Source organism: bacterium, from assembly GCA_021372515.1.
In the GTDB taxonomy this organism is placed as follows: Bacteria; Gemmatimonadota; Glassbacteria; order GWA2-58-10; family GWA2-58-10; genus JAJFUG01.
The window spans coordinates 22,681-43,285 of sequence record JAJFUG010000207.1 but is presented as its reverse complement, the minus strand read 5'-3'; the positions used below and the strand labels follow the sequence as shown (position 1 = coordinate 43,285).

Below are 20,605 nucleotides of genomic sequence, written 5' to 3'. Positions count from 1 at the left end.
CAGGTGGAACAGTCCACCTGCGGCACCGGGGTGTCGTGGCCGCCCTCATCCACTCCGGCCAGGGCGGCGTGGCAGTCCACGCAGCTTAAGGACGCGTGGCTGGAGCTGTCCAGCTGGGCCGCGCGGATATAGAGCGAGTGCTCGGCTCCGCTGGAATCAGTTGTGCTCAGGTCGGTCTGGCCGTGGCAGGTCAGGCAGACTTTGGAATCCTGGGCCGCGGCGGGCCGGGCGACAAACAGGCCGAGTAAGAAAAGCGGCAGGACGAGGCAAAAAGCGGCTGCTTTGCGGCTCGTGACAGAACGTTCAAGGTCGAGTGCGTGCATGCGCCGGGTTCCGTAAAGAGTTGAATGGTTCAGTTGTCTCTGTCAGGTCGTGACGGCCCCGGACACTGTGGGGCCGGAGGGGAAATGCACGCCCATCTGCGCCCGCACCCGTCCGGCCATATCCGCCGGGATGTGCCGCAGCATGCGCTCGAACTCCAGCGGGTGGTGCTCGGCCAGGTGCTCCAGCTCCATGCGGCCGTTCATCCAGACCCGGCTCATCGGGAACACCTCCGGGTTCAGGTGCACGTTGTACATGTGCCAGATGATCACCGCCAGGAAAGCCAGGATCGCCTCGAAGCCGTGGATCACACGGATGATGTCGAGCACGGGCCGCGGGAACACCAGCGTAGCCTGGACCGGGAACCAGAGGCAGGCCCCGGTGGCCAGCATGATCGCGCTGCCCCAGGCCGCGGCGTAGTACTCGAATTTCTCGATGAAATTGAAACGGTCGAAACGGGGCGGCTCGCCGCTGCGTCCAAGGTTGAAACTCAGCATGGCGAACGCCTGGCGGATGTCGTCGATCCAGACCACCATGCGCCGAAGGTCGCTGTTGCCGCGCACGCTGAACAGCACGTAGAACACATGAAACACCGACGCCGCCAGGAGCACCACCGCGGCAACCCGGTGGATCAGCCCGCGCAGCTCGTAGGCCCCTTCGAAGAAAAACATGTGGCGCACGAGCGGGCTGCCGGCGAACAGCAGAGGCATGCCGGTGGCGATCAGGGCGAAAAAGCTCGAAAAGAGCAGGATATGCTGGACCCGCTGGACCACTGAAAAGCGCTGGTAGTACAGACGGCCCTCGTGTTCGACCAGGCGGTCGGCGTATTCGTCCTCTCGCGCGCTCATGGCTTTTTCTCCGGGCCTTCTTCTTTATCGCCGCCCTGCGTCCGTCTGCGGCGACGCGCGGCCAGGTCGAGCGTGATGTAGCCCACGAACCCGCCCACCAGGGCCAGGATCAGCAGCACATAGGCCCGCTTGACCAGCCAAGCGCCCAGGTTCTCGTGCGGCTGGCCCTGCACGTGGATCTTGCCCTTGGCGAAATTCTCCCCGGCGTTGGGGTGGCACTTGCCGCAGGTGGCGGCCAGGTTGGCCGGGTTGACCGGGCTTTTGGGGTCGCTTGAGGGCCGGATGTTGTGGAACCCGTGGCAACTGGCGCAGTTGGCCACACGCATGTCGCCCAGCTTGAGCGCCACGCCGTGGTAGCTGGTCAGATAGCTGTCCAGCCGTCCCAGGGGCAGGCCGTACTTGGCGCTCAGGCTCTGGTCCTCGTGGCAGCGCGAGCAGACCTGGGCCAGCTGGCGCGGGTTCACCCGGCTCTCGGGGTCATCCGGCGGGCGGATGTCGTGCTCGCCGTGGCAGTCGGTGCAGAGCGGGACATCCCGGTTGCCTTTAAGGTACTCCGCGCCGTGCACGCCCTCCACATAGTCCCGGTAGATGCCGGCGTGGCACTCGCCGCAGGTGCGGGGAATGCCGGCCAGGAACTTGTCCAGCGGCTGGATGCTGTGTGAGCCGTGGCAGCTCGAGCAGGTGGCCGAGATCACAAGGCCGCGCTTTTCCAGGGCCTGGGCGTGCACGCTTCCCAGGTAGAGGCTGGCTTTTTCGGGCTTGCCCATACCCTCGTGCTTGAGTCCCAGGCTGCTGTCGGCGTGGCAGCGCAGGCAGGTGGCCGGCAGGTTGGAGGGGTAGACCGGACTCTGCGGGTCCTTGACCGGCAGGATATAGTGCGAGCCGTGGCAGTCGGCGCACCCGGCGGCGTCAAGGTCGCCCTTGTCGTGGGCCGCCTTGCCGTGCACGCTGCCGGTCCAGTCGAGCATGGCCTTGTCGTGGCAGGCCGAGCAGTCCACTTTCTTAAGGCTCTCCGGGTGTGGCCAGTCGGTCACGCCGGCCAGGTCCTGGTGGCAGGCGGTGCACTCCAGGCCGGCCTGGGCGTGGACCGAGGCGGTCCAGCGCTCGGAGTCGACATAGAGCGTGTCGCCGCGTGAGCCGGTGGCGGACTGGTCGTTGTGGCACTCGAAACAGACAGCCGTGTCCTGGCCGTGCAGCGTGGCGGCCAGGACGATGAGCAACAGCAGGACCGGGAGGAGGAGTATTCGCCTGGTCATTTATCCCGCCCCCGGCGTTTTTTGAGGATTATGTCCAGGACCATCCAGACAACCACGAAAGCGCCCACGGCCCAGGCCAGCCAGATCATCGCCCGGCGCAGGTAGAAGACCGCCCCGGCGCTCCTGGACCGCACGTCCACATGAATCTTGCCGGCGATGAAATTGGCCGTGGCCTTGGGATGGCACTTGCCGCAGGTGGTGAGCATGTTCTGCGGGTTGACGCTGGAGCGGGGGTCCGAGGCCGGGTAGATATCGTGCCAGCCGTGGCAGCTGACGCAGTTGGCCGCGTTCTGGTCGCCCAGGCCCGTGGCCGTGCCGTGGAAACTCTGCTTGTAGGTGTCCAGGCGATCGGTGGAGATATCGTACCGGGCCATACGTGTCTGGTCGGCGTGGCAGGAGGCGCAGGTCTTGGGGATATTCGCCCGGCTGATCGGGGACTCCTTGCTGGTGGGGGCCAGGATGCCGTGCTCACCGTGGCAGTCGATGCAGCCCGGGGCGTTGGGGTCGTGCCGTTCCAGGTGCAGCTGGCCGTGGATACTGGCGCGGTAGGTGTCGTACACCGCCACGTGGCACTTGCCGCAGGTGGCGGGCTGGGCCGCCATGGGCAGGCTGTCGCCGGCGGCCTGGATGGAGTGCGCGCCGTGGCAGTCGGTGCAGACCGCGGCCACCTGCAGCAGGCCGTCCTTGTACAGCGCCTTGCCGTGCACGCTGCGCTCGTACTCGTGATACGGAGCCTCGGCGTGGATGTCGTGCTTGAGCACCACCCGGTTGTCCTCGTGGCAGCGGGCGCAGGTGAGCGGGATGTTGCGACGGTTGACCATGGAAAGCGGGTCGTCCTGGCCCCGGATGTCGTGCCGTCCGTGACAGTCGGTGCAGACTGCAGCCCCGGAGCTGTCGGGAGCGGCCGCCACCGCCCGGCCGTGCACGCTGTCGTGCCAACGCTCGACCGGCTTGCCCTGGACATCGGTGGAGTTTTCGTGGCAGTTCAGGCAGTTGACCGGTCCGGGTTTGGCCGGGTGCGGCAGGGTGGTGACATCGGTGTGGCAGCCGGTGCAAGTCTGGTCGGAGTGCGCAGAGTGGCTCAGGGCCAGGGTGTCAATCCAGAGGCTGTCCTGACTGAGGTGGCAGTGCAGGCAGGCCTGGTCGGCCAGGCCCTCGGCCGCGGCGGCGGGAGTCACCCCGGAGGCGAGCCAGAGGGCCAGCAGCACCGGAAAGAGTGTGGCTCCGGAAAAAACTCGCCCGACTCTGCGTTTTCTACATTCCATTTTGACCTCTGTGCTTGAGTCCCGCTTTCAGGGGCCGGACGCAAAACGGCCGCGCCGCCTGGCACTTTCTATCCCTGGAGGGAGATGCGCGATACAATTGATATGGGAAGACTGTGTTGCCGTGCCGCCGGGTCCGTGACCCGATGGCCGGGACAATTCGATCTGGAGGGCTGCCCGTTCAACGAAAGCCGCAGGTAGTCTAACGGCCCCGGAACGCTCCGGGTTTCATTCTTCCCGGCCGGGAGAGGACTGAAATACTGTCCGGCCCGGAGGCATGAAGATTATCTATCCCAACGGGCGGTCCGGGGCAGATAGCGCCCGGTCCGGCCCGGCAGCCGACAGTGCGGGAGGAGCGGGTGCGGCCGCTCCCGTGTGTGGTTCTTACTTGCTTGAAAAGCTTTGATTTAGGCGGAAAAAGCTTGTATGAATAAATTATTGCATTACTTTCGCAACGCATCTACGTTAAACAAAAATATACAACATATTTGTTCCGGCCACAATTTTGTAGAGGTTTTTCAAAATCCCACCTTATTTGATTATGCCATATACGGCAAATCCATGTCAAGCGAGCCGGAGCGACAGCGGCTCAACATAATTGCATACTTCAGAAAAGAAGAATATTTTAAGCGCTTCTCAAGACAACCCCGCTTCGAGGAGTGTATATGGAAGAACCGCTCGGGATACTGATCGATTTCACCGAGTGCATCGGCTGCGGCGAATGCGTCAAAGCCTGCCGCCAGGAGAACCACCTGACCGGCACGCCCAACGACCGGGACCTGTCGGCCGCGAACTACACAGTTGTGCTCAAGCACGATGAGATGTACTACCGCAAGATGTGCATGCACTGTCTGGAGCCGACCTGCGTCTCGGTCTGCCCGGTGGCGGCTCTGACCAAGAGCCCGGACGGGCCGGTGCTGTACGACGCGGACAAGTGCATGGGCTGCCGCTACTGCATGATGGCCTGCCCGTTCGGCGTGCCGCGCTACCACTGGAATTCGCCTGTGCCCGTGATCGAGAAGTGCATTTTCTGCCACAGCCGGGTGGAATCGGGCGGCGAGACCGCCTGCGCCTGGGTCTGCCCGATGGGGGCGACCCGCATGGGACGGCGCAGCCACCTGCTGGAGATCGCCCGAGCCCGCATCGCCCTGCGGCCGGAGCGCTACGTCAATTATATCTACGGCGAGCATGATGCCGGCGGGACCAGTGTGCTGATGCTGTCAAGCGTCCCGTTCGAGCGGCTCGGTTTCCCGATGAAACTGGGCGATGAGCCGCTGCCCACGCTCACCTGGGCCGTGCTCAGCCGCATCCCGGGGATCGTGGTCACCGGCGGGGTGCTCCTGGGCGGGATCAGCTGGATCATCAACCGCCGCATACAGCTCGAGAAGACCGGCGGGGAAGACCTGCCGGACGGCACCGAGCCGCGCTCCCGGAAAGGGGGCGGACAATGAGGGAACTGTGGCGTATCCTGGACGTCAAGGGCCGTCATATCCTGCTGCCCGCCATGCTGATTATTCTGGGAGTGGGCGTGGTGCTCACTTTCCTGCGCTTTTTCGGCGGGCTGGGCGCGGTCACCGCGCTCAACGACCACCAGCCCTGGGGCTTCTGGATCGGGTTCGATGTCCTGGGCGGGGTGGCCCTGGCCGCGGGCGGGTTCGTGCTGACCGGCACCGTGCACCTGCTGAATTTCGAGCGCTACCGCAGCGTGGTGCGCCCCACCGTGCTCACTGCGTTCCTGGGCTACATCCTGGTCAGCCTGGGCCTTCTGTACGACATCGGCAAGCCCTGGAACATCTGGCACCCGCTGATCATGTGGAACCCGCACTCGGTGATGTTCGAGGTGGCCTGGTGCGTGATGCTCTATTCCACGGTGCTGGCCCTGGAGTTCAGCCCGGTGGTGCTGGAAAAGCTGGGCTCGCAGCGGATGCTGCGCGCGGTGCACTCGTTCACCCTGCCCATCGTGATCGCGGGCGTGCTGCTTTCCACCCTGCACCAGAGCTCGCTGGGAACGGTGTTCCTGATCGTGCCGCTCAAGCTGCACCCGCTGTGGTACACACCGCTGCTGCCGCTGCACTTTTTCCTGAGCGCGGTGACAGTGGGTTTCGCCATGGTGATAGTCGAGAGCTACGTTTCCAGTTTCCTGTTCCGCAAGAGCCTGGAGACCAAGATCCTGGTGGACCTGGGCCAGTTCATGGTGGTGGCCCTGATGCTGCACCTGGTGGTGCGGCTGCAGGACCTCTGGGGCCGGGTGCCGCTGTCGGCCGTGTTCAGCGGGAAACTCGAAAGCTGGGCTTTCCTGCTTGAAATGAGCCTGTTCGTGCTGCCGCTGGTGCTGATGCTCGCTTTCCGCAACCGGATGCGGCCCTCGGTGCTGTTTGTCTCGGGGCTTTCCACCGTGCTGGCCGTGCTGACCAACCGTCTGAACGTGAGCGTTGTCGGCATGGCGCGCTCGGCAGGTTTCAGCTATTTCCCCTCCTGGTCGGAGATCTGGCTCTCGCTGTTCCTGGTTACCGGCGGGTTCATCGTGTTCATCCTCTGCGCCAAGTACCTGCCGATCTTCCCCGAGGAAGAGGGCCGGGAGTCGGCCGGGGCGTAACCCTTTCACTCGAACGTGCGAGGTACAGATGGTGAAGAGGCTCCTGTTGATCGGCTTCGTGCTGATGGCCGTGGCCAACGTGGTGCTCATCCGGGCCAACATGCGCCTGGGCTACAACATCGAGGCCAAGATCAAGCAGCCGCCCAAGGTCCACGTGTTCCAGACCCAGTACAAGGGCGGCACCCAGATCGTGTTCGACCACGAGACCCACGTGCAGGGCTACGGCCTGGAGTGCATCGAGTGCCACCATGTCGAGTCCTGCGACCACTGCCACAGCAAGGAGATCAACATGGTGGAGGTGGAGGAGCTCAAGGTGGCGCTGCACAAGAACTGCCTGAACTGCCACCGTGCGATGGAGGTGGGGCCGCGCGAGTGTGACGAGTGCCACAAGCAGTAGAGGCAACGATCTGGAACGAGACTTGATCCGAAGGGGCGTCCATGCGTGGGGGCGGGTTTCAAACCCGCCCCTTGCCGTTTATACCGGTTTGCCTTCAAGAGGCATTGGTTCGGAAGCGCTTCTGTTTTTGTAGGGGCAGGCCCCTGTGCCTGCCCTGTTTGTTTCGGGCGGCCACTGGGGGCCGCCCCTACGCGATTTTTCTTTGTTCCCGGGTTCAACGCGAATCAGTATTACGGCATCAGCAGGAAATACAGCACCATCGCCGCAGTGAGCCCCAGCCCCGCGGCCAGGCAGAGCCAGCCCGCCCCACTTTTCTCCCGCCGCCCGAACCAGATCCACAGCCCGCTGGCCGCGAACAGGATCAGCGCGGCGCTCGAAAAATCGTACATGAATGCCCACAGGTCGTAGAGCGCCCCGCCGCCGTAGCCGTGCAGACGGTGGAAACCGACCAGGGTGCCGCGCAGACCCTGGCGGGTGGTGGTCAGGGTCAGGCTGTCGCCCGAGGCCCAGACCCGCGCCTGGACGCCCAGGCCGGGACGCATCCAGTCCAGCTGCCAGGAGCCGTCCGGCAGGCCGCGCGGGGCCAGGCGCTTACCCCGGATGCCGAAACGCAGCTCCAGCACCGAGGCCAGCTGCTCCGGCTCCAGGTTGCCTTTCAGCTCCAGGCGCTCGCTCCGGACAGTCCTTTCCGGGTCCGTGCGCGGGAACCAGCTCTCGTGGACCAGGGCCAGCCCGGTCACGAAATACATCATCAGGAAAGCGGCCGCGGCCAGTCCTGCGTAAAGGTGGATTTTCCGCAGTATCTCCCGCATTCTCACCCCCTCAGCCAGACAAGAAGCATGAACAGGAGCGACAGAACGCTCACCGCGGCCAGCACGACCAGCCCGGACAGCCGCTCGCGCCGGCCCTGGGTCCAGAGCGCTATTCCGCTCACGCCGGCGAACAGGACAAAGAAAGTGCAGAACTCCGTATACCAGGGCCAGAGGGCGCTGAAACGTGAGCCTGGGATCCGCTCCATGGCGTGAAGGTTGCCGAACACACGCCAGAACCCGAAACGCTGCTCCTCCACCCGGGCGAACCCACGCGCGGGGTAGTAGTGCACCGTGTAGTGCTTGCCGGGCCTGGAAAGCCCGAACTGGAACACCCCTCCGGAGTCCCGTTCAGTCTCCCAGGGCAGCGGCCAGCCCATCAGGCCCAGCGAGTCGCGCAGAGCCTCGGCCTGCGGCATGTCCTCCCCGAGCCCGGCCACGCGCACGGCGGCCTCCCAGCTTGCCAGAGTCGGCTCGTGATTGGCGAACGCGAAACGGTGGTTGAAATTGAGCGAACTGAACCCGAACACGATCAGGTAGGGGAAACAGAGCAGGCCGCCGTACATATGGATGCGGTACAGCCACTTGCGCATCGGCACCTCCTGGATGGGGAACACTTTCTATGGCGCGCAGGCCAATTATATTCCTTTCGGCATTAAACGCCAGAATTATCATAACGGTTATAGCAAAGTGAAACGGGCCGTCCGACACAGTGCGCGATTTCGTACAGCCGCGGGCGGGATAAACGGCTCAATCAGGACAGGATCTATTGGCGTGAGGGGCATAGATGTTTGCGGCTTAAGTGATTAACGGTATTCCGGATTGTGGCATGCGTCATGCTAAGTTGGAATCCTGGAGTCTTTTGTCACTCCGCTGTTTTGTCCGCGGCGGCGAGAAAGCCGAAGGTAACTAACGCTGGAATATTTATGACTGAATTGGATGAAAAAGAGGACATCTCCATCACCCGGGGCGGAATCCGTTCCCTGGCGCTGGTCTGGACCATGCTGGTCGCCCTGTCCTTTGCCTGGTTTTGTTACACCCAGCGCAATCTGAAAGAGGAATACGCCCTGAACGAGGCGCGGGAATCTTTCAAGCGCGAGTTGCTGCTCATGGACTGGTTGACCGGTAAAAGAGATACCAGCCAGGTGCAGACGCCGTTTTCAGCGCCGCAGCAGACCGGCGCCGGCGTGACTGCGGCAACTCTGGACAGGTTGAGAATTTCGTCCGGCCACTTTTCGGTGGCTTGTTTCGGCGTTACGGGCGCCTTTCTGCACCTGACCAGCCAGCAGCCGCTCGACGAGGAAAACCGTCCCGATGACTGGGAGCGTGAGGCCCTGGTGCAATTGGCGGGTGGCAGCAGCGAGGTGCACGCCGTGGCCCGCAAGGAGGGCCATAACTATTTGCGTTTCATGGGCCCGGTCAAGTGGGCGGATGAATGCTCCACCTGCCACGGCGGCCGGGACGGGGTCCAGAACGGCCTGAGCATCTCGCTGCCGCTGGACGGTCCGACCAGAGTGGCGCGGATGCACCTGCTGGAAACAGGATTGTCGTATCTTGTGCTGTGGGTTATCGGTCTTTCGGGGCTGCTCTGGGTCGGGCTGCGTTTCGGCCGTCAGAGGCGTGTCCACTCGGAGGTCCAGCGCGAGCTGACCCGTATCCGCTCGGCTGTGGAATGCGCCAGCGAGGCGATCCTGATAACCGATGAATCCGGCCAGGCCGTGTACACCAACCCGGCTTTCATCCTGCTGTTCAGCCGCACGCTCGAAGACATGAAAAGCGGCGGAATAGACGCCCTGTTCGACGAGCCGGCGGCTGCGACTCACGTGACCGACATCCTGGACGGCAAGCTCGATTTCTGGGAGGGCGAGGTGCTGGTGCTGGCCACCGAGCGGCGGCAGATTCCGGCTTGGTGCCGTTTCAGCCGCATCTACGACAGCGGTGGATTCAACGACGGGATGCGGCTGATGTTCACCGACATGACCGAGACGAAAAAGAACCAGGAGGAAAGCCTCAAGCGCGAGCGCCTGTCCGCGGCCCTGGCCCTGGCCGGCGCGACCTGCCACGAGATCAACCAGCCCCTGCAGGCCGCCCTGGGCTACAGCGAGCTGGCGATCATGAACGCCAAGGCCTGCACCTGCGGTAAATCGAACACCCAGTCCCTTGTCACCATCCGCGAGCAGGTGCTCCGCGTGGCCGACATCGTCAAGAAGCTCCACGGCATCTCGCGCTACCGCACCGCCGATTACGTGGGTAAGAGCCATATCGTGGACCTCGAAAAATCTTCCTCCACCGAACCTCCCGGCGAGTGAGCCGCCGCGGCCAGCCGTGTTTTATTATCTCCATCCGCACATTTTGGTCTGGAGTTGAGGCCCCTATCGTTGTAGGTTTATCCAGCGCGGTTATCGAATTCCCGGCCTGGAGAGACCAAGATGCGGCTGACCGAGACCCTGTCCGAGCTGTGCCGCACGCACCCGCTCACCGAAAAATGGCTGCTCGCCCCCTCGCGCCGCGTGGGTTACCAGTGGCTCGACCGTCTGGCCGCAGACGGGACCCCTGCGATCAATATGCGGGTGCGCACCCTGCGCTTCATGGCTTTCGAGCTGGCCGCGCCGCGGCTGGCCGGTCTCGGGCTGGGATTCCTTTCCCGGAGCGTGGGCACGTTCCTGGTCGGGGTGCTGTTCGAGCGCCTGCGCGGACGGGGCTCGGGCTACCTTCTGGCCCAACCGGCCGGGGAGGGCCTGTTCGACACCCTGCTGGGGGCGTTGACCGACCTGCGCCTGGCTGGCCTGAGCCCGGAGGCGCTCGCCCCGCGCCGTTTCGAGGACCCGGGCAAGGCCGAGGACCTGCGCCTTCTGCTGACTGAATACCTGCGCGAGCTGGAACGCCGCCGCCTGACCGATTACGCCGGGCTGCTGGAGCTGGCCTCGGCTCGACTGCAGAACGACAGCACGGCTCTGCCCGCGCTTTTGCGGGTGCTGCTGCCCGGCTGCCCCCGTCTCTCCCGCCTGGAAAAACGCCTGCTCGGCCTTCTGCCTCCCGGCTGCCTGTTGCGGACTGAGAATGAGGATGCCTGTGTCCGGCGCGGTTTCGACCCGCAGCGCCTGGGGGCTGCCCTGGCCCCGGAGGGCGGAGACGCTCTGCACACCTCGATTTTCCGCGCGGTGGGCGAGTCGAACGAGGTGCGCGCGGTGCTGCGGGAAGTGCTCGGCTCCGGCGCGCCCCTGGACCGGGTGGAGGTCCTTCACACCGACAGCGCGGTCTACGTGCCGCTGTTCTACGAGATCGTTCGGGCCTGCCTGCCCGCGGGAGAGTGGAACAGCCCGCTCGGGTTGCCGCTCACTTTCGCCGAGGGCATCCCCCTGCGCCTGACCCGTCCTGGGCGCGCCCTGGCCGCCTGGCTCGACTGGCAGGCGCAGGGTTACCCGCAGAGCGCCCTGACCGGGATGCTGCAGGAGGGGCTTCTGGAGCTGGGACAGGCCCCGGCCTCGGGCGCCGAGCTGGCCGCCGTTCTGCGCCGGGTCCCCCTGGGCCTGGGCCGCAGCCGCTACAGTCCGGGCCTCGCCGTCTGGCTGGAGAACCTGCAAAGCCGCTTGAAAACCAGCGGGCAAACGGATGAGGACAGCGATCCATCCGGAGCGGAAAGCCTTTCCCGCCAGATCGAGCTGACCCGCTGGCTGAAAGACTTCACGGGACGCCTGCTGGATATAACCCCTGAACTCGACCCACATGATCCGGTTCTTCTGGCGCGGGCGGCAGACTTCCTCGAACGTTTCGCACGCACCTCCGGCGAGCCGGACAATTTCGCCCGCAAGTCTCTCTGCGAGCGCCTGGATGAGTTGCGCCCCTGGGCTTCCGAAAGCGGCGGCGGCCTCGACCTGCGTGCGCATCTGGCCGGGCTTCTTGATTCGGTCAGCGTGCTGGGGGCCAACCCCGCGCCCGGCTGCCTGCACGTGGCCAACCTGCGCTCGGGCGGCCACAGCGGCCGTCCGGTGACTTTCATCCTCGGTCTGGATGACAGCCGTTTCCCCGGCGGTGCGATCCAGGACCCGGTTCTTCTGGATAGCGAGCGCACGGTCCTGTCCGGGAGCCTTCCTACCGCTGCGGCGCGCCAGGAACAGGGCCTGGCCGATTTCTGCGACCTGATCGGGGGGCTGAGCGGCGAGCTGCACCTGGGTTTTTCCTGCCGCAGCCTGGAGGACAGCCGCGAGATGTTCCCCAGCCCGGTCCTACTGCAGATTTTCCGCCGTCTGTCCGGCGAGCCGGAGGCCGACCAGGGCCGCATGCTGGAATACCTGCCCGCGGCGGCCTCTTTCGCCCCTGCGCCGGGCCAGGCCTGCCTGGATGGAAGTGAATGGTGGTTGCGCGAACTCTGCCCGCACGGCTCCGCCGACGCGGCCCGGCCGGTGGTGGAAAAGTGTTTCCCGTTTTTGGAACAGGGGCGGCTCGCGGACCGGGCCCGGCACAGCGGCCACCTGACCGGCTATGACGGGTTCGTGCCCGAGGCCGGGCGCGACCTCGACCCGACTCTTGCTTCTGACCGCGTGATGTCGCCTTCCGCGTTCGAGCACCTGGGACGCTGCCCGCTGGCCTATTTTTTCCAATACGCCCTCAGGCTCAAGCCACCCGAGGATTACGACGCCGACCTGTCGCTCTGGCTGGACCACCGCCAGGCCGGCAGCCTTCTGCACGAGGTCTTCCATAAATTTATCCGTAGCCTGATCGAACAGGGGGCGAAACCGGAGGATACCCCCGCGCAACGTGATCTTCTGGCCGCGACCCTTGAGCGTGTGGTCGGCCGCTACCGCGCGCAGTACCCGCCCGCCACCGAGGGGGCTTACCATCGCCGTCGCCGCGAGCTGGAGCGCACCGCGGCAGTATTCCTGGCCGAGGAGGCCGAGCACTGCCGCCGTAGCACGCCGTTCTACCTGGAATGGTCGATCGGCATGCAGGAGGACCCCCAGGCCGGGGACACGAGCGAAGCCCCGGGAGCGATTCGCCTGCCGGATGGCCGCACGCTGCGTCTGCGCGGACGGATCGACCGGGTGGACCGCGAGCCGGACGGCGCTTTCGTGATCTGGGATTACAAGACCGGGAGTGCAAGCCGGTTCAGCCTGTCCGACCCGCTCAAGCAGGGGCGGGTGGTCCAGCCCGCCCTTTACCTGGAGCTGGCCGGAGGGGCGCTGCGCGGGCTGCATGGCGAATCGGCGCGGGCCGCGGCGTTCGGGTTTTTCTTCCCCGGGCCGCGCGGACAGGGGCGGCGCCTGCGCTGGCGTCGCGAGGATTTGGTGGAATGGGGCGACACCCTGACCCACCTCTGCGATAGCCTGGCCGCGGGGGCCTTTATCGCCACGGATGCCGACAGCACCTCCGGCGACCCGCCCGACTGTGTCAATTGCGACTACCGGGCCGCCTGCGGCGACCTTCACCGCACCGTGGCTGCCTCCTCGGACAAGCGGCGCAATCTCGAAAACACGGCCCTCGAACCGTTCCGCCTTCTGCGGCCGGAGAAAGGGGAGGCATGAGCGGCAACCCTCACAGCGCGCCCCCGGACCAAGCCCAGCGCGAGCTGATCGACCGGGAGCTGACCCGCTGCCTCCTGGTGGAGGCCGCCGCGGGCACGGGCAAGACCACCAAGATGGTCGACCGTCTGCTGGCCCTGCTCGCCGCGGGGAGCTGCCGGGTGGAGAGCATCGCCGCGGTGACATTCACCCGCAAGGCCGCCTCCGAGCTGCGCGGGCGGTTCGTGGCCGCGCTGGAGCGACGAGCCGCCGCCTCCGCGGAGCCGCAGGAGCGCGCGCGTCTGGCCGCGGCCCTCGGGAGCCTCGACCGCTGCTTCATCGGCACGATCCACTCGTTCTGCGCGCGCCTTCTGCGGGAGCGCCCAGTGGAGGCCGGCGTGCGGGTGGGCTTCGAGGAGGCGGATGACGAGACCGATGAGCGGGTGATGGCCGAGGCCTGGCAGGAGTTCCTGGCCGGGATCTACGCCGCCGACAGTCCCTGGCTCGACCGTCTGGAGGCCCTGGGCCTGGAGCCCTCAGTCCTGGAGAGCGCCTACCGCAACCTCTGCCGTTTCGGCGACCTGGGGGATGACGCCTGGCCCGCCCCGGAGGTCCCGCTGACAGGCAGTGCGGCAGTGATCGCCGAACTGCGACGCTGGTGCGCCCATTTTGACTCGCTCGATCTGCCGGAGGACACGGGCAACGATGAGCTGATCCCCACGGGCCGTCTGGTGACCCGCCTGGTGCGGGCCCGCGACCTCGATGAGCCGGCCGGCCTGGCCGAGGTGCTGGAGGCGTTCAAGAAAGTCAAGACAGTCCAGAAAATCTGGCCCGGGAAAAAGGCCCAGGCCGGGGAAGAACTGGAACGCTGGGAGACATTCCGCAGCGAGCACGCCGCGCCCTGGCTGGAGCGCTGGCGGGCGCACCGCTATCAGGCGGCCCTGGGTTTCGCCCTGGAGGGGCGGAAAGCCTACCGCGGCCTTCTGGAATCGCGCGGCCTGCTCAGCTACCAGGACCTGCTCTGCCGGGCGGCGGCGCTTCTGCGCGACAACCCGGCGGTGCGGCGGTATTTCCGCGCGCGGTTCAGCCACGTGCTGGTGGATGAGTTCCAGGACACCGACCCCCTTCAGGCCGAGGTGCTTCTGCTGCTCACCGCCACCGACCCGCAGGAAACCGACTGGCGGCGCTGCGTACCCGCGCCCGGCTCTCTGTTCGTGGTGGGCGACCCCAAGCAGTCGATCTACCGTTTCCGCCGCGCCGATATAGTCACCTACAACCAGGTGCGCGGCCGGATCGAGGCCGCGGGTGGACTGCGGGTGGCCTTGAGCGCCAATTTCCGCTCCGACCCGGAGATTATCGGCTGGGTGAACGGGGCGTTCGAGGAGGCTTTCGCCGCGCGGGCCGGGGACTGCTCGCCCGAGTGGATGCCCCTTCTGCCCGGCCGCCAGCCGGAAAGCCCCGGCGAGCTGTCGGGGATACGTGCCCTGCGCTTGCCGAAAGAGGTGAGCCAGATCACCCGGGTGGAGAGCCTGCAGGTGGCGCGGTTCATCCGTCAGGCCGTGGACAGCGGCGCGGGCCTGCCCCGCACGGCGGCCCAGCTCGAACGCGGGGTGCCTCCAGCGGCCAAGCCGGGAGACTTCCTGATCATCACCCGCAACCGCAAGCATCTGCGCGATTTCGCCGCCGCCCTGGAGTCGGTCGGGCTGCCCTGCGCCGCCACCGGTGGGGGGGCGCTGGACCGGGTTGAGGAACTCAAAATGCTGCACCTGGCCCTTTCCGCCCTGGTCCGGCCGGATGACCCGGTGCGCCTGGCGGCGCTGTTGCGCAGCGCGGCGTTCGGCCTGAGCGACCGCGAGCTTTACGCGTTCGTGCGCGCCGGGGGACGGTTCGACTACCGCCGAACCCCGCCCGCCGGCCTGGAGCCCGCCCTGCGTGACAGTCTGGCCGGCATCTTCGACACGCTGAAAGAGTGCGCCCTCTGGCTGCGTCAGCTCCCGGTGGTGGCGGCTTTCCACCGCATAGCCGCGCGGCTGGGCCTTTTCGCCTCGGCCGTGGCCGCCGGGGGAGGAGACATGCAGGCCGGGAGCCTGGCCCGCGCCCTGGAGCTGGTCCGGGCGGTGGGACGCGAGGGCCTGGCCGCGGCGGTCGAGCGCCTGGGCGAGCTGGCCTACGGGAAGCGCCAGGAGGAAAGCCTCAGCGCCGCAGGCGCGGGCGGCCCGGCGGTCAGGCTAATGAACCTGCATCAGGCCAAGGGCCTCGAGGCGCCGGTGGTGTTCCTGGCCGATCCCTCCGGCGCGGACAGCGGCGGCCGCGAGCCCGAGGTGCACGTGGACCGCGGCGGCGGCAACCCCCGCGGCTACCTTCTGATCAGCGAAAGCTACGGACCGTATGCCTCTCGTCCGGTGGCCTGCCACCCGGACTGGGAGACTTTTGCCGCGCGCGAAAAGCAGTTCCTGGAGGCCGAGCACCTGCGCCTTCTGTACGTGGCCGCCACCCGGGCCGGCTCGATGCTGGTGGTCACCCAGCGCGCCAGCTACAATAACCGCAACCCCTGGAACTATTTCGCCCCAGTACTGGAGGGAGCCGCGGAGCTGCCCGCGCCCGGGCCGCAGGCGGGCGAGGCCGGGCCGGCTGCCGCCTTCACCCTGCCCGACCCTATACAGGCGGAAACTGAGATACAGGCGGCCTGGAGCATCGCCGCGCAGCCCAGCTATGACATTCTGGCCGCCCGAAAAAAAGCCGGAGTCACGGGCGAGGATTCCTACGTGGCCTCAGGCTCCGGGGCCGAGTTCGGCTCGGTGGTGCACCAGCTACTGCAGGCGGCCATGGCGCACCCGGGAGCTGATCTGCACAACCTGGCCCGTGCGGTCCTGCGAGAACAGGAACTGGAGCAGTCCCGGCTGGAGAGCGCCATCGAGACCGTGCGGGCCGTGGTTGGCTCGCCTCTCTGGGCCCGCGCCCGGGCGGCATCCCTCTGCCTGACCGAGGCCCCGTTCACTGTGCTCGCCCCGGACAGTCCGCCCGGGCGGCCCCAGATTGTCCGCGGCCAGATCGACCTTCTGTTCCGCGAGAGCGCCGGCTGGGTGATAGTGGACTACAAGACCGAGCGGCCTGGAGCGGCTGGTTTCGGGCCCCTGGTCGAGCGTCACGCCCCCCAGGTGCGCCTCTACGCCGACTACTGGCGGCGCATGACCGGCGAGCCGGTGGCCGAGTGCGGGCTTTTCTTTACCGGCGAGGGGACATACATTAAAATCTGACCGGACACAATCAGCCCAATTCGAGCGCCGGAGGTGCAACGTGCGGGATGTCTCACGCAAGATAAGGACTCTCAGGATCGCCGTGGCCGAGGCGGTGCTGAGCCTTCAGCCCGAGACCATCGGCCTGATCCGCGAGGGCCGTGTGCCCAAGGGCGACCCGCAGGAGGTGGCCCGCGTGGCCGCGGTCCAGGCGGCCAAGAACACTCCTTCAATAATTCCCTACTGCCATCCCCTGCCCCTGGATTACGCCGGGGTGAGCTACACTTTCGGCGACGACTGGATCAAGGTGCGCGCCGAGGTGAAAGCGATCCACAAGACCGGCGTGGAGATGGAGGCCCTCACCGCGGCCGCGGTGGCCGCGCTCACCCTGTACGACATGCTCAAGATGCTCGACACCACGATGGAGATACGCGAGGTGCGGCTGGTCTCCAAGACCGGCGGCAAGTCCGGCTGGGACAGCGAGCCGCCGCGGGGGGCGCGGGCCGGGGTGCTGGTGGTCTCCGACTCGGTGGCAGAGGGCCGCCGCAGCGACGGTTCCGGGCGGCTGATCGTGGAGCGCCTGGAGACGGACGGGTTCGCGGTGCCGGAATATGTGATCGTGCCGGATGATGCCGAAAAAGTGCGCGAAGCCCTGGTTCGCCTGGCCGATGAGGCCAAGCTCGACCTGGTGCTCACCACCGGCGGCACCGGGGCCGGGCCGCGGGATGTCACCCCCGAGGCCATGGAGAGCGTGATCGAGCGCGAGGCCCCGGGGATTGTCGAGGCGGCGCGGGTCTACGGCGGCGAGAGATCGCCGCTTGCCATGCTCTCGCGCGGGCGGGCCGGGCTTCGCGGCAACACTCTGATCGTCAACCTGCCCGGCTCGCCCGGCGGGGTGATGGAATCGCTGGATGCCCTGTTCCCGGCGCTCTTTCACGCTTTGCGCATGCTGGCCGGAGAGGGCCACAACCAATGAGCCGGATTAACGCGAGCCTGTGCAGGGCCGGGCGCAGTTGTCTTTGGGGGCCGCATCTGTCTGAGCCTCCCGCAAAGGCAGCGTGGGTCTGAGCGCGTGAAACATCTTGGCCCAGATATGCTTGCGGTGTGGTGGCGATTCGCGGCAGCGCCGCCCTGCAACTCTGGAGCGGAATCAGAATTCCGTAGACACTTGAAGTCGAAGAGGAGACGTGGCCGGGACGAGTTCGCGCCCCCGCTGGCTTTGCTTCTTTCGCCGAAACGAAAGAAGAGTAGGATGTTACGTCTGCATCTTGACATTACGCCTGCTCTCAAAGGGTCATATTATCAATGAGGTGCACCTTGCAGCGACGGTTCTTTCTGGGACTGGCCGGCGGGCCGCTTCTGGCCGCGGCGATAGGGGCAAAGTTGAGCGCGGCTGCCGAAACCGGCGCGCCGGTCAAGCCCTGGCGCCTGGACACCGGCTGCCCGGTCGCCGACCCGTTCATGCTGCGCCGGGGTGATTTCTGGTTCCTGGTGGGCACCGAGCACAAAAAAGGAGTCGAGGAGCGCCGCTACCTGATGTTCCGCTCCCCGGACCTCAAAAAGTGGGAGGAACTCGGCCCGGTTCTGGTCCGCCCGGAGTACGAGGGCAGCCACAAGGCCAACTACTGGGCCCCGGAGTTCGTGGAGCTGGAGGGGAAGTTCTATTTCTACTACACCTCCGATTCGGATGGCGACCCGGAGCGCCGCTACGTGCGGGTGGCCGTGTCCGAGCGGATCGAGGGCCCCTACCTGGACAGCGGGGCCAAGCTCGTGCAGCAGCCCTCCATTGACGGGGACCCGCAGTTTTTAACACCGCAGGACGGCCGCCTTTTCTATACCGGCAACGAGGGCAACCCGCACGTGGGCCAGCTCCTGGTGGACCGCTTTGTCGATCCGCTGCACCTGGCGAACGAGCCCAGGCTGGTGTTCCCGGATGAGACAGTGGAATGGGAGGAGGGACCGTTCGTGATCCGGCGCGAGGGCGTGTTCTACCTGTTCTCCAGCCGCGGCAACTGGCGCGATGGCTCCTACCACGTGACCGTGGCGCGCTCGTCGAGCCTCGACGGGCCCTGGGAGCGGATGCGCGGCTCGGATGGTGAGCCGTACGCCCTGCTTCACACCGTGGAGGGCCAGTGGGGGCCGGGGCACAACTCGGTGTTTGTCGGGCCGGACGGCGCCTGGTGGGTCTGCTACCACGCCTGGGACAAGGAAAGGACCGGCCGTTATCCCTGGGTCGCGCCGATCACCTGGGATAGCCGGGGGTATCCGAGCGTGGAGCAGTGAATCCTCTCCTGGAGGCGCCAGGATGGTGATCGACCCGCTGATAATACGTCTGGTGGTGGTGATCTTACTCGCCAACCTCATCATCGTGATCGGTTTTATTCCGGCCCGGAAACGGAAGATCGAGGATGCGAGCCTGCTCTATCAGGACCGTTTGATCGAGTTCTATCCCGACCGGTTTGTCCTGAACGGCTACTATTTCGGGCCTTTCGGCCGCAAGACCGTGCGGCTGGGGGATATTGTCTCTCTGGACACGGTGGATTTGAACCTGCGGACCGGTAAGTACCGCATCCAGGGCACCGGCGATTTCCGCACCTGGTTCCCGCAGGACCTGCGGCGCAGCGGGCGCAAAAAAGCCTTTATCGCCAGCCTGCGCGGCAAGAGGATGAAAATCGGGTTTACGGTCGAGGATTTCGAGCGGGTGCAGCAGATATTCTGTGAGCGGGGTTGGCTCAAAGAGAAAAATTGATTTTCATGTCGCATGGCCCGTGTTGAGGAAAAATGGCACGAGAATACCACCACCTGGGCATACCGACCAAGGTGAAACGGGAAGGCGAAACCTTCCTTGAGAAATTCGGGATGTATGTTTCGGGCTACGACACCAGCCCGTACCGTATCGAATGGATGCGGTTCGAGCCGGGCAGCCCGCTGCCGGAGCTGGTCCGGACCGTGCCCCACATCGCTTTTCGGGTCGATGACCTGAGCGCGGAGCTGGCCGGAAAGAAAATCCTGATCCAGCCCAACAGCCCCTTGGATGGCCTCCGGGTGGCTTTTATCGAGGACAACGGCGCACCGGTAGAATTCATCCAGTATCTGGACCGCAGCCCCGACAAGTGAATCGGTAATATTTTACCCATAACGCGAAAGCCTACCGGATAACCAGACCATGACCTCCCTCGAACGCTACAACGCCATCCTGCGCGGCGACTCTGTCGATTTCCTGCCCCGCCTGCCGATCCTGATGCAGTACGCGGCCGAGCATATCGGCTCCAACTACGGCGCGTTCGCCAGCGACCACCGGGTGCTGGTGGAGTCCAATCTCGCCTGCGCGCGGGATTTCGGGATGGACCAGCTCAGCGTGATCTCCGACCCCTACCGCGAGACCCACGGTTTCGGCGGGGCGGTGCATTACGTGGCGGATGGTGTCCCGCGCTGCCCGCATCCGCCGCTGGAGGCCTCGAAAGACCTGGACAGCCTTCCGCAGCCCGACCCTCTGGCCGAAGGCGGCCGCATGCTGGACCGGGTGGAGGCGGTGCGCCTGTTCAAGGCGCGCGACCGGGGCGAGCATTCGATCCTGGGCTGGATCGAGGGACCGGCAGCCGAGGCCGCCGACCTGCGCACGGTGATGAATTTCCTGATAGACCTGATGGACGATGAGCCGTTCTGCGAAGCCCTGATGGACCGCTGCGTGGAGGCGGGGATACGGTTCGCCAAGGCGCAGGTGGACTCCGGGGCGGACACGGTGGGCATCGGGGACGCCATCGCGAGCCAGGTCTCGCCCGATCAATACGAACGCCTGATACAGCCGCGCGAGAAACAGCTTGTGGAGGCAGTGCACTCGTTCGGGGCGCGGGTGCGGTTGCATATCTGCGGCAACATCAGCGGCCTGTTGCCCGGCATCTCCGCTCTGGGGGTGGACATCCTGGACGTGGACCACATGGTGGACATGCGCCGGGCGCGTCAGGCCGTGGGAAACGGCGTAACCCTCTGCGGCAACATCGACCCGGCCGCGGGCGTGGCCGCAGGTGACCCCCAGTCGATCCGCGAGACAGTGCTGCGCGCTTACGAAACCGTGGGTAACCCGTTCATGGTGGGCGCGGGCTGCGAGATACCCTCCGGCACGCCGACTGCCAACCTGCGCGCCCTTTGTGGGCCTGTGCCCTGGCAGGGGTGAGGTGAACCCATCCGGGTTGCGGCTGATTTATGGGGCACGGCAGGCCGTGCCCTTCTCTTTTATATAAAATCCCCTTCGTTCCCCCTACATGCAATAATCCCATGCAAACAGATAATATCGCCCGCATGTGTTACAGCCCTCCCCATCCTCTTGCCAGAAAGAGCGAAACCTTATATTATTCCCCTCCATACGTCCCCCGTGCGTCCGG

General features: G+C 65.7%; 17 protein-coding genes. 11 read left to right on the top strand and 6 right to left on the bottom strand.

The annotated features are described in order from the left end of the window. The 4 genes from LLH00_18725 to LLH00_18710 form a co-directional block, all read right to left on the bottom strand. Positions 1-323 (bottom strand): hypothetical protein (locus tag LLH00_18725; protein MCE5273318.1); only part of this gene is annotated, 323 nt, incomplete at its 3' end. A 42-nt stretch (positions 324-365) separates the two neighbouring features. Beyond that, the gene (locus tag LLH00_18720; protein MCE5273317.1) at positions 366-1,169 is read right to left on the bottom strand and encodes a cytochrome b/b6 domain-containing protein; all 804 of its coding nucleotides are present in this window, start codon (positions 1,167-1,169) and stop codon (positions 366-368) included. Continuing rightward, positions 1,166-2,425 carry a cytochrome c3 family protein gene (locus LLH00_18715; protein MCE5273316.1) on the bottom strand — a complete coding sequence of 420 codons (1,260 nt, stop codon included), beginning with the start codon at positions 2,423-2,425 and terminating at the stop codon, positions 1,166-1,168. The genes LLH00_18720 and LLH00_18715 overlap by 4 nt, the downstream gene beginning before the upstream one ends. Beyond that, positions 2,422-3,690 (bottom strand): cytochrome c3 family protein, encoded by a 1,269-nt coding sequence (locus LLH00_18710; GenBank protein ID MCE5273315.1) that lies wholly within the window; start codon positions 3,688-3,690, stop codon positions 2,422-2,424. Before LLH00_18710 ends, LLH00_18715 begins: the two co-directional genes overlap by 4 nt. Positions 3,691-4,352: 662 nt before the next feature. On the opposite strand from LLH00_18710, the gene LLH00_18705 reads away from it, so the two are divergent. The 3 genes from LLH00_18705 to LLH00_18695 are packed head-to-tail and all read left to right on the top strand — an operon-like array spanning position 4,353 to position 6,680. Further along, positions 4,353-5,138: a 4Fe-4S dicluster domain-containing protein gene (locus LLH00_18705; GenBank protein MCE5273314.1), complete on the top strand. Its 786-nt coding sequence runs from the start codon at positions 4,353-4,355 to the stop codon at positions 5,136-5,138. Then, on the top strand, positions 5,135-6,283 hold the full coding sequence (gene hybB, locus LLH00_18700) for a Ni/Fe-hydrogenase cytochrome b subunit (protein ID MCE5273313.1): 1,149 nt from the start codon (positions 5,135-5,137) through the stop codon (positions 6,281-6,283). The genes LLH00_18705 and hybB overlap by 4 nt, the downstream gene beginning before the upstream one ends. A 28-nt stretch (positions 6,284-6,311) precedes the next feature. Next, positions 6,312-6,680, top strand: a complete 369-nt coding sequence (locus LLH00_18695; GenBank protein ID MCE5273312.1) for a cytochrome c family protein — start codon at positions 6,312-6,314, stop codon at positions 6,678-6,680. Positions 6,681-6,910: 230 nt separating this feature from the next. Here LLH00_18695 and LLH00_18690 read toward each other — a convergent pair whose 3' ends face one another. Both LLH00_18690 and LLH00_18685 read right to left on the bottom strand, forming a co-directional pair. Next, positions 6,911-7,492 (bottom strand): PepSY-associated TM helix domain-containing protein, encoded by a 582-nt coding sequence (locus LLH00_18690; protein MCE5273311.1) that lies wholly within the window; start codon positions 7,490-7,492, stop codon positions 6,911-6,913. Between the two features lie 2 nt (positions 7,493-7,494). Continuing rightward, a complete protein-coding gene (locus tag LLH00_18685) occupies positions 7,495-8,082 on the bottom strand; it encodes a PepSY-associated TM helix domain-containing protein (GenBank protein ID MCE5273310.1) in 588 nt (195 codons plus the stop codon). A 333-nt stretch (positions 8,083-8,415) separates the two neighbouring features. Between LLH00_18685 and LLH00_18680 the strand changes: the two genes are divergently transcribed. The 8 genes from LLH00_18680 (at position 8,416) to LLH00_18645 (ending at position 20,397) form a co-directional block, all read left to right on the top strand. Next, positions 8,416-9,798, top strand: coding sequence for a DUF3365 domain-containing protein (locus tag LLH00_18680; protein ID MCE5273309.1), 1,383 nt, complete (start codon positions 8,416-8,418; stop codon positions 9,796-9,798). A gap of 120 nt (positions 9,799-9,918) precedes the next feature. Beyond that, entirely contained in the window at positions 9,919-13,011 is a 3,093-nt protein-coding gene (locus tag LLH00_18675; GenBank protein ID MCE5273308.1) for a PD-(D/E)XK nuclease family protein, read from the top strand. After that, positions 13,008-16,244, top strand: a complete 3,237-nt coding sequence (locus tag LLH00_18670) for a UvrD-helicase domain-containing protein (protein ID MCE5273307.1) — start codon at positions 13,008-13,010, stop codon at positions 16,242-16,244. Before LLH00_18675 ends, LLH00_18670 begins: the two co-directional genes overlap by 4 nt. 40 nt (positions 16,245-16,284) lie before the next feature. Continuing rightward, positions 16,285-17,199: a bifunctional molybdenum cofactor biosynthesis protein MoaC/MoaB gene (gene moaCB / locus LLH00_18665; GenBank protein ID MCE5273306.1), complete on the top strand. Its 915-nt coding sequence runs from the start codon at positions 16,285-16,287 to the stop codon at positions 17,197-17,199. Positions 17,200-17,540: 341 nt separating this feature from the next. Then, entirely contained in the window at positions 17,541-18,506 is a 966-nt protein-coding gene (locus LLH00_18660) for a family 43 glycosylhydrolase (GenBank protein MCE5273305.1), read from the top strand. A 22-nt stretch (positions 18,507-18,528) separates the two neighbouring features. Further along, the gene (locus LLH00_18655) at positions 18,529-18,972 is read left to right on the top strand and encodes a hypothetical protein (GenBank protein MCE5273304.1); all 444 of its coding nucleotides are present in this window, start codon (positions 18,529-18,531) and stop codon (positions 18,970-18,972) included. 32 nt (positions 18,973-19,004) lie between these two features. Continuing rightward, positions 19,005-19,340 (top strand): VOC family protein, encoded by a 336-nt coding sequence (locus tag LLH00_18650; protein MCE5273303.1) that lies wholly within the window; start codon positions 19,005-19,007, stop codon positions 19,338-19,340. 49 nt (positions 19,341-19,389) lie between these two features. Further along, entirely contained in the window at positions 19,390-20,397 is a 1,008-nt protein-coding gene (locus tag LLH00_18645) for a uroporphyrinogen decarboxylase family protein (protein ID MCE5273302.1), read from the top strand. Positions 20,398-20,605: the final 208 nt, after the last annotated feature.

Excerpts from the sequence above, each read along its gene's own strand:
- LLH00_18720 (MCE5273317.1), bottom strand. The coding sequence starts at position 1,169 with ATGAGCGCGCGAGAGGACGAATACGCCGACCGCCTGGTCGAACACGAG.
- LLH00_18715 (MCE5273316.1), bottom strand. The coding sequence starts at position 2,425 with ATGACCAGGCGAATACTCCTCCTCCCGGTCCTGCTGTTGCTCATCGTC.
- LLH00_18710 (MCE5273315.1), bottom strand. The coding sequence starts at position 3,690 with ATGGAATGTAGAAAACGCAGAGTCGGGCGAGTTTTTTCCGGAGCCACA.
- LLH00_18705 (MCE5273314.1), top strand. The coding sequence starts at position 4,353 with ATGGAAGAACCGCTCGGGATACTGATCGATTTCACCGAGTGCATCGGC.
- hybB (MCE5273313.1), top strand. The coding sequence starts at position 5,135 with ATGAGGGAACTGTGGCGTATCCTGGACGTCAAGGGCCGTCATATCCTG.
- LLH00_18695 (MCE5273312.1), top strand. The coding sequence starts at position 6,312 with ATGGTGAAGAGGCTCCTGTTGATCGGCTTCGTGCTGATGGCCGTGGCC.
- LLH00_18690 (MCE5273311.1), bottom strand. The coding sequence starts at position 7,492 with ATGCGGGAGATACTGCGGAAAATCCACCTTTACGCAGGACTGGCCGCG.
- LLH00_18685 (MCE5273310.1), bottom strand. The coding sequence starts at position 8,082 with ATGCGCAAGTGGCTGTACCGCATCCATATGTACGGCGGCCTGCTCTGT.
- LLH00_18680 (MCE5273309.1), top strand. The coding sequence starts at position 8,416 with ATGACTGAATTGGATGAAAAAGAGGACATCTCCATCACCCGGGGCGGA.
- LLH00_18675 (MCE5273308.1), top strand. The coding sequence starts at position 9,919 with ATGCGGCTGACCGAGACCCTGTCCGAGCTGTGCCGCACGCACCCGCTC.
- LLH00_18670 (MCE5273307.1), top strand. The coding sequence starts at position 13,008 with ATGAGCGGCAACCCTCACAGCGCGCCCCCGGACCAAGCCCAGCGCGAG.
- LLH00_18655 (MCE5273304.1), top strand. The coding sequence starts at position 18,529 with ATGGTGATCGACCCGCTGATAATACGTCTGGTGGTGGTGATCTTACTC.
- LLH00_18650 (MCE5273303.1), top strand. The coding sequence starts at position 19,005 with ATGGCACGAGAATACCACCACCTGGGCATACCGACCAAGGTGAAACGG.
- LLH00_18645 (MCE5273302.1), top strand. The coding sequence starts at position 19,390 with ATGACCTCCCTCGAACGCTACAACGCCATCCTGCGCGGCGACTCTGTC.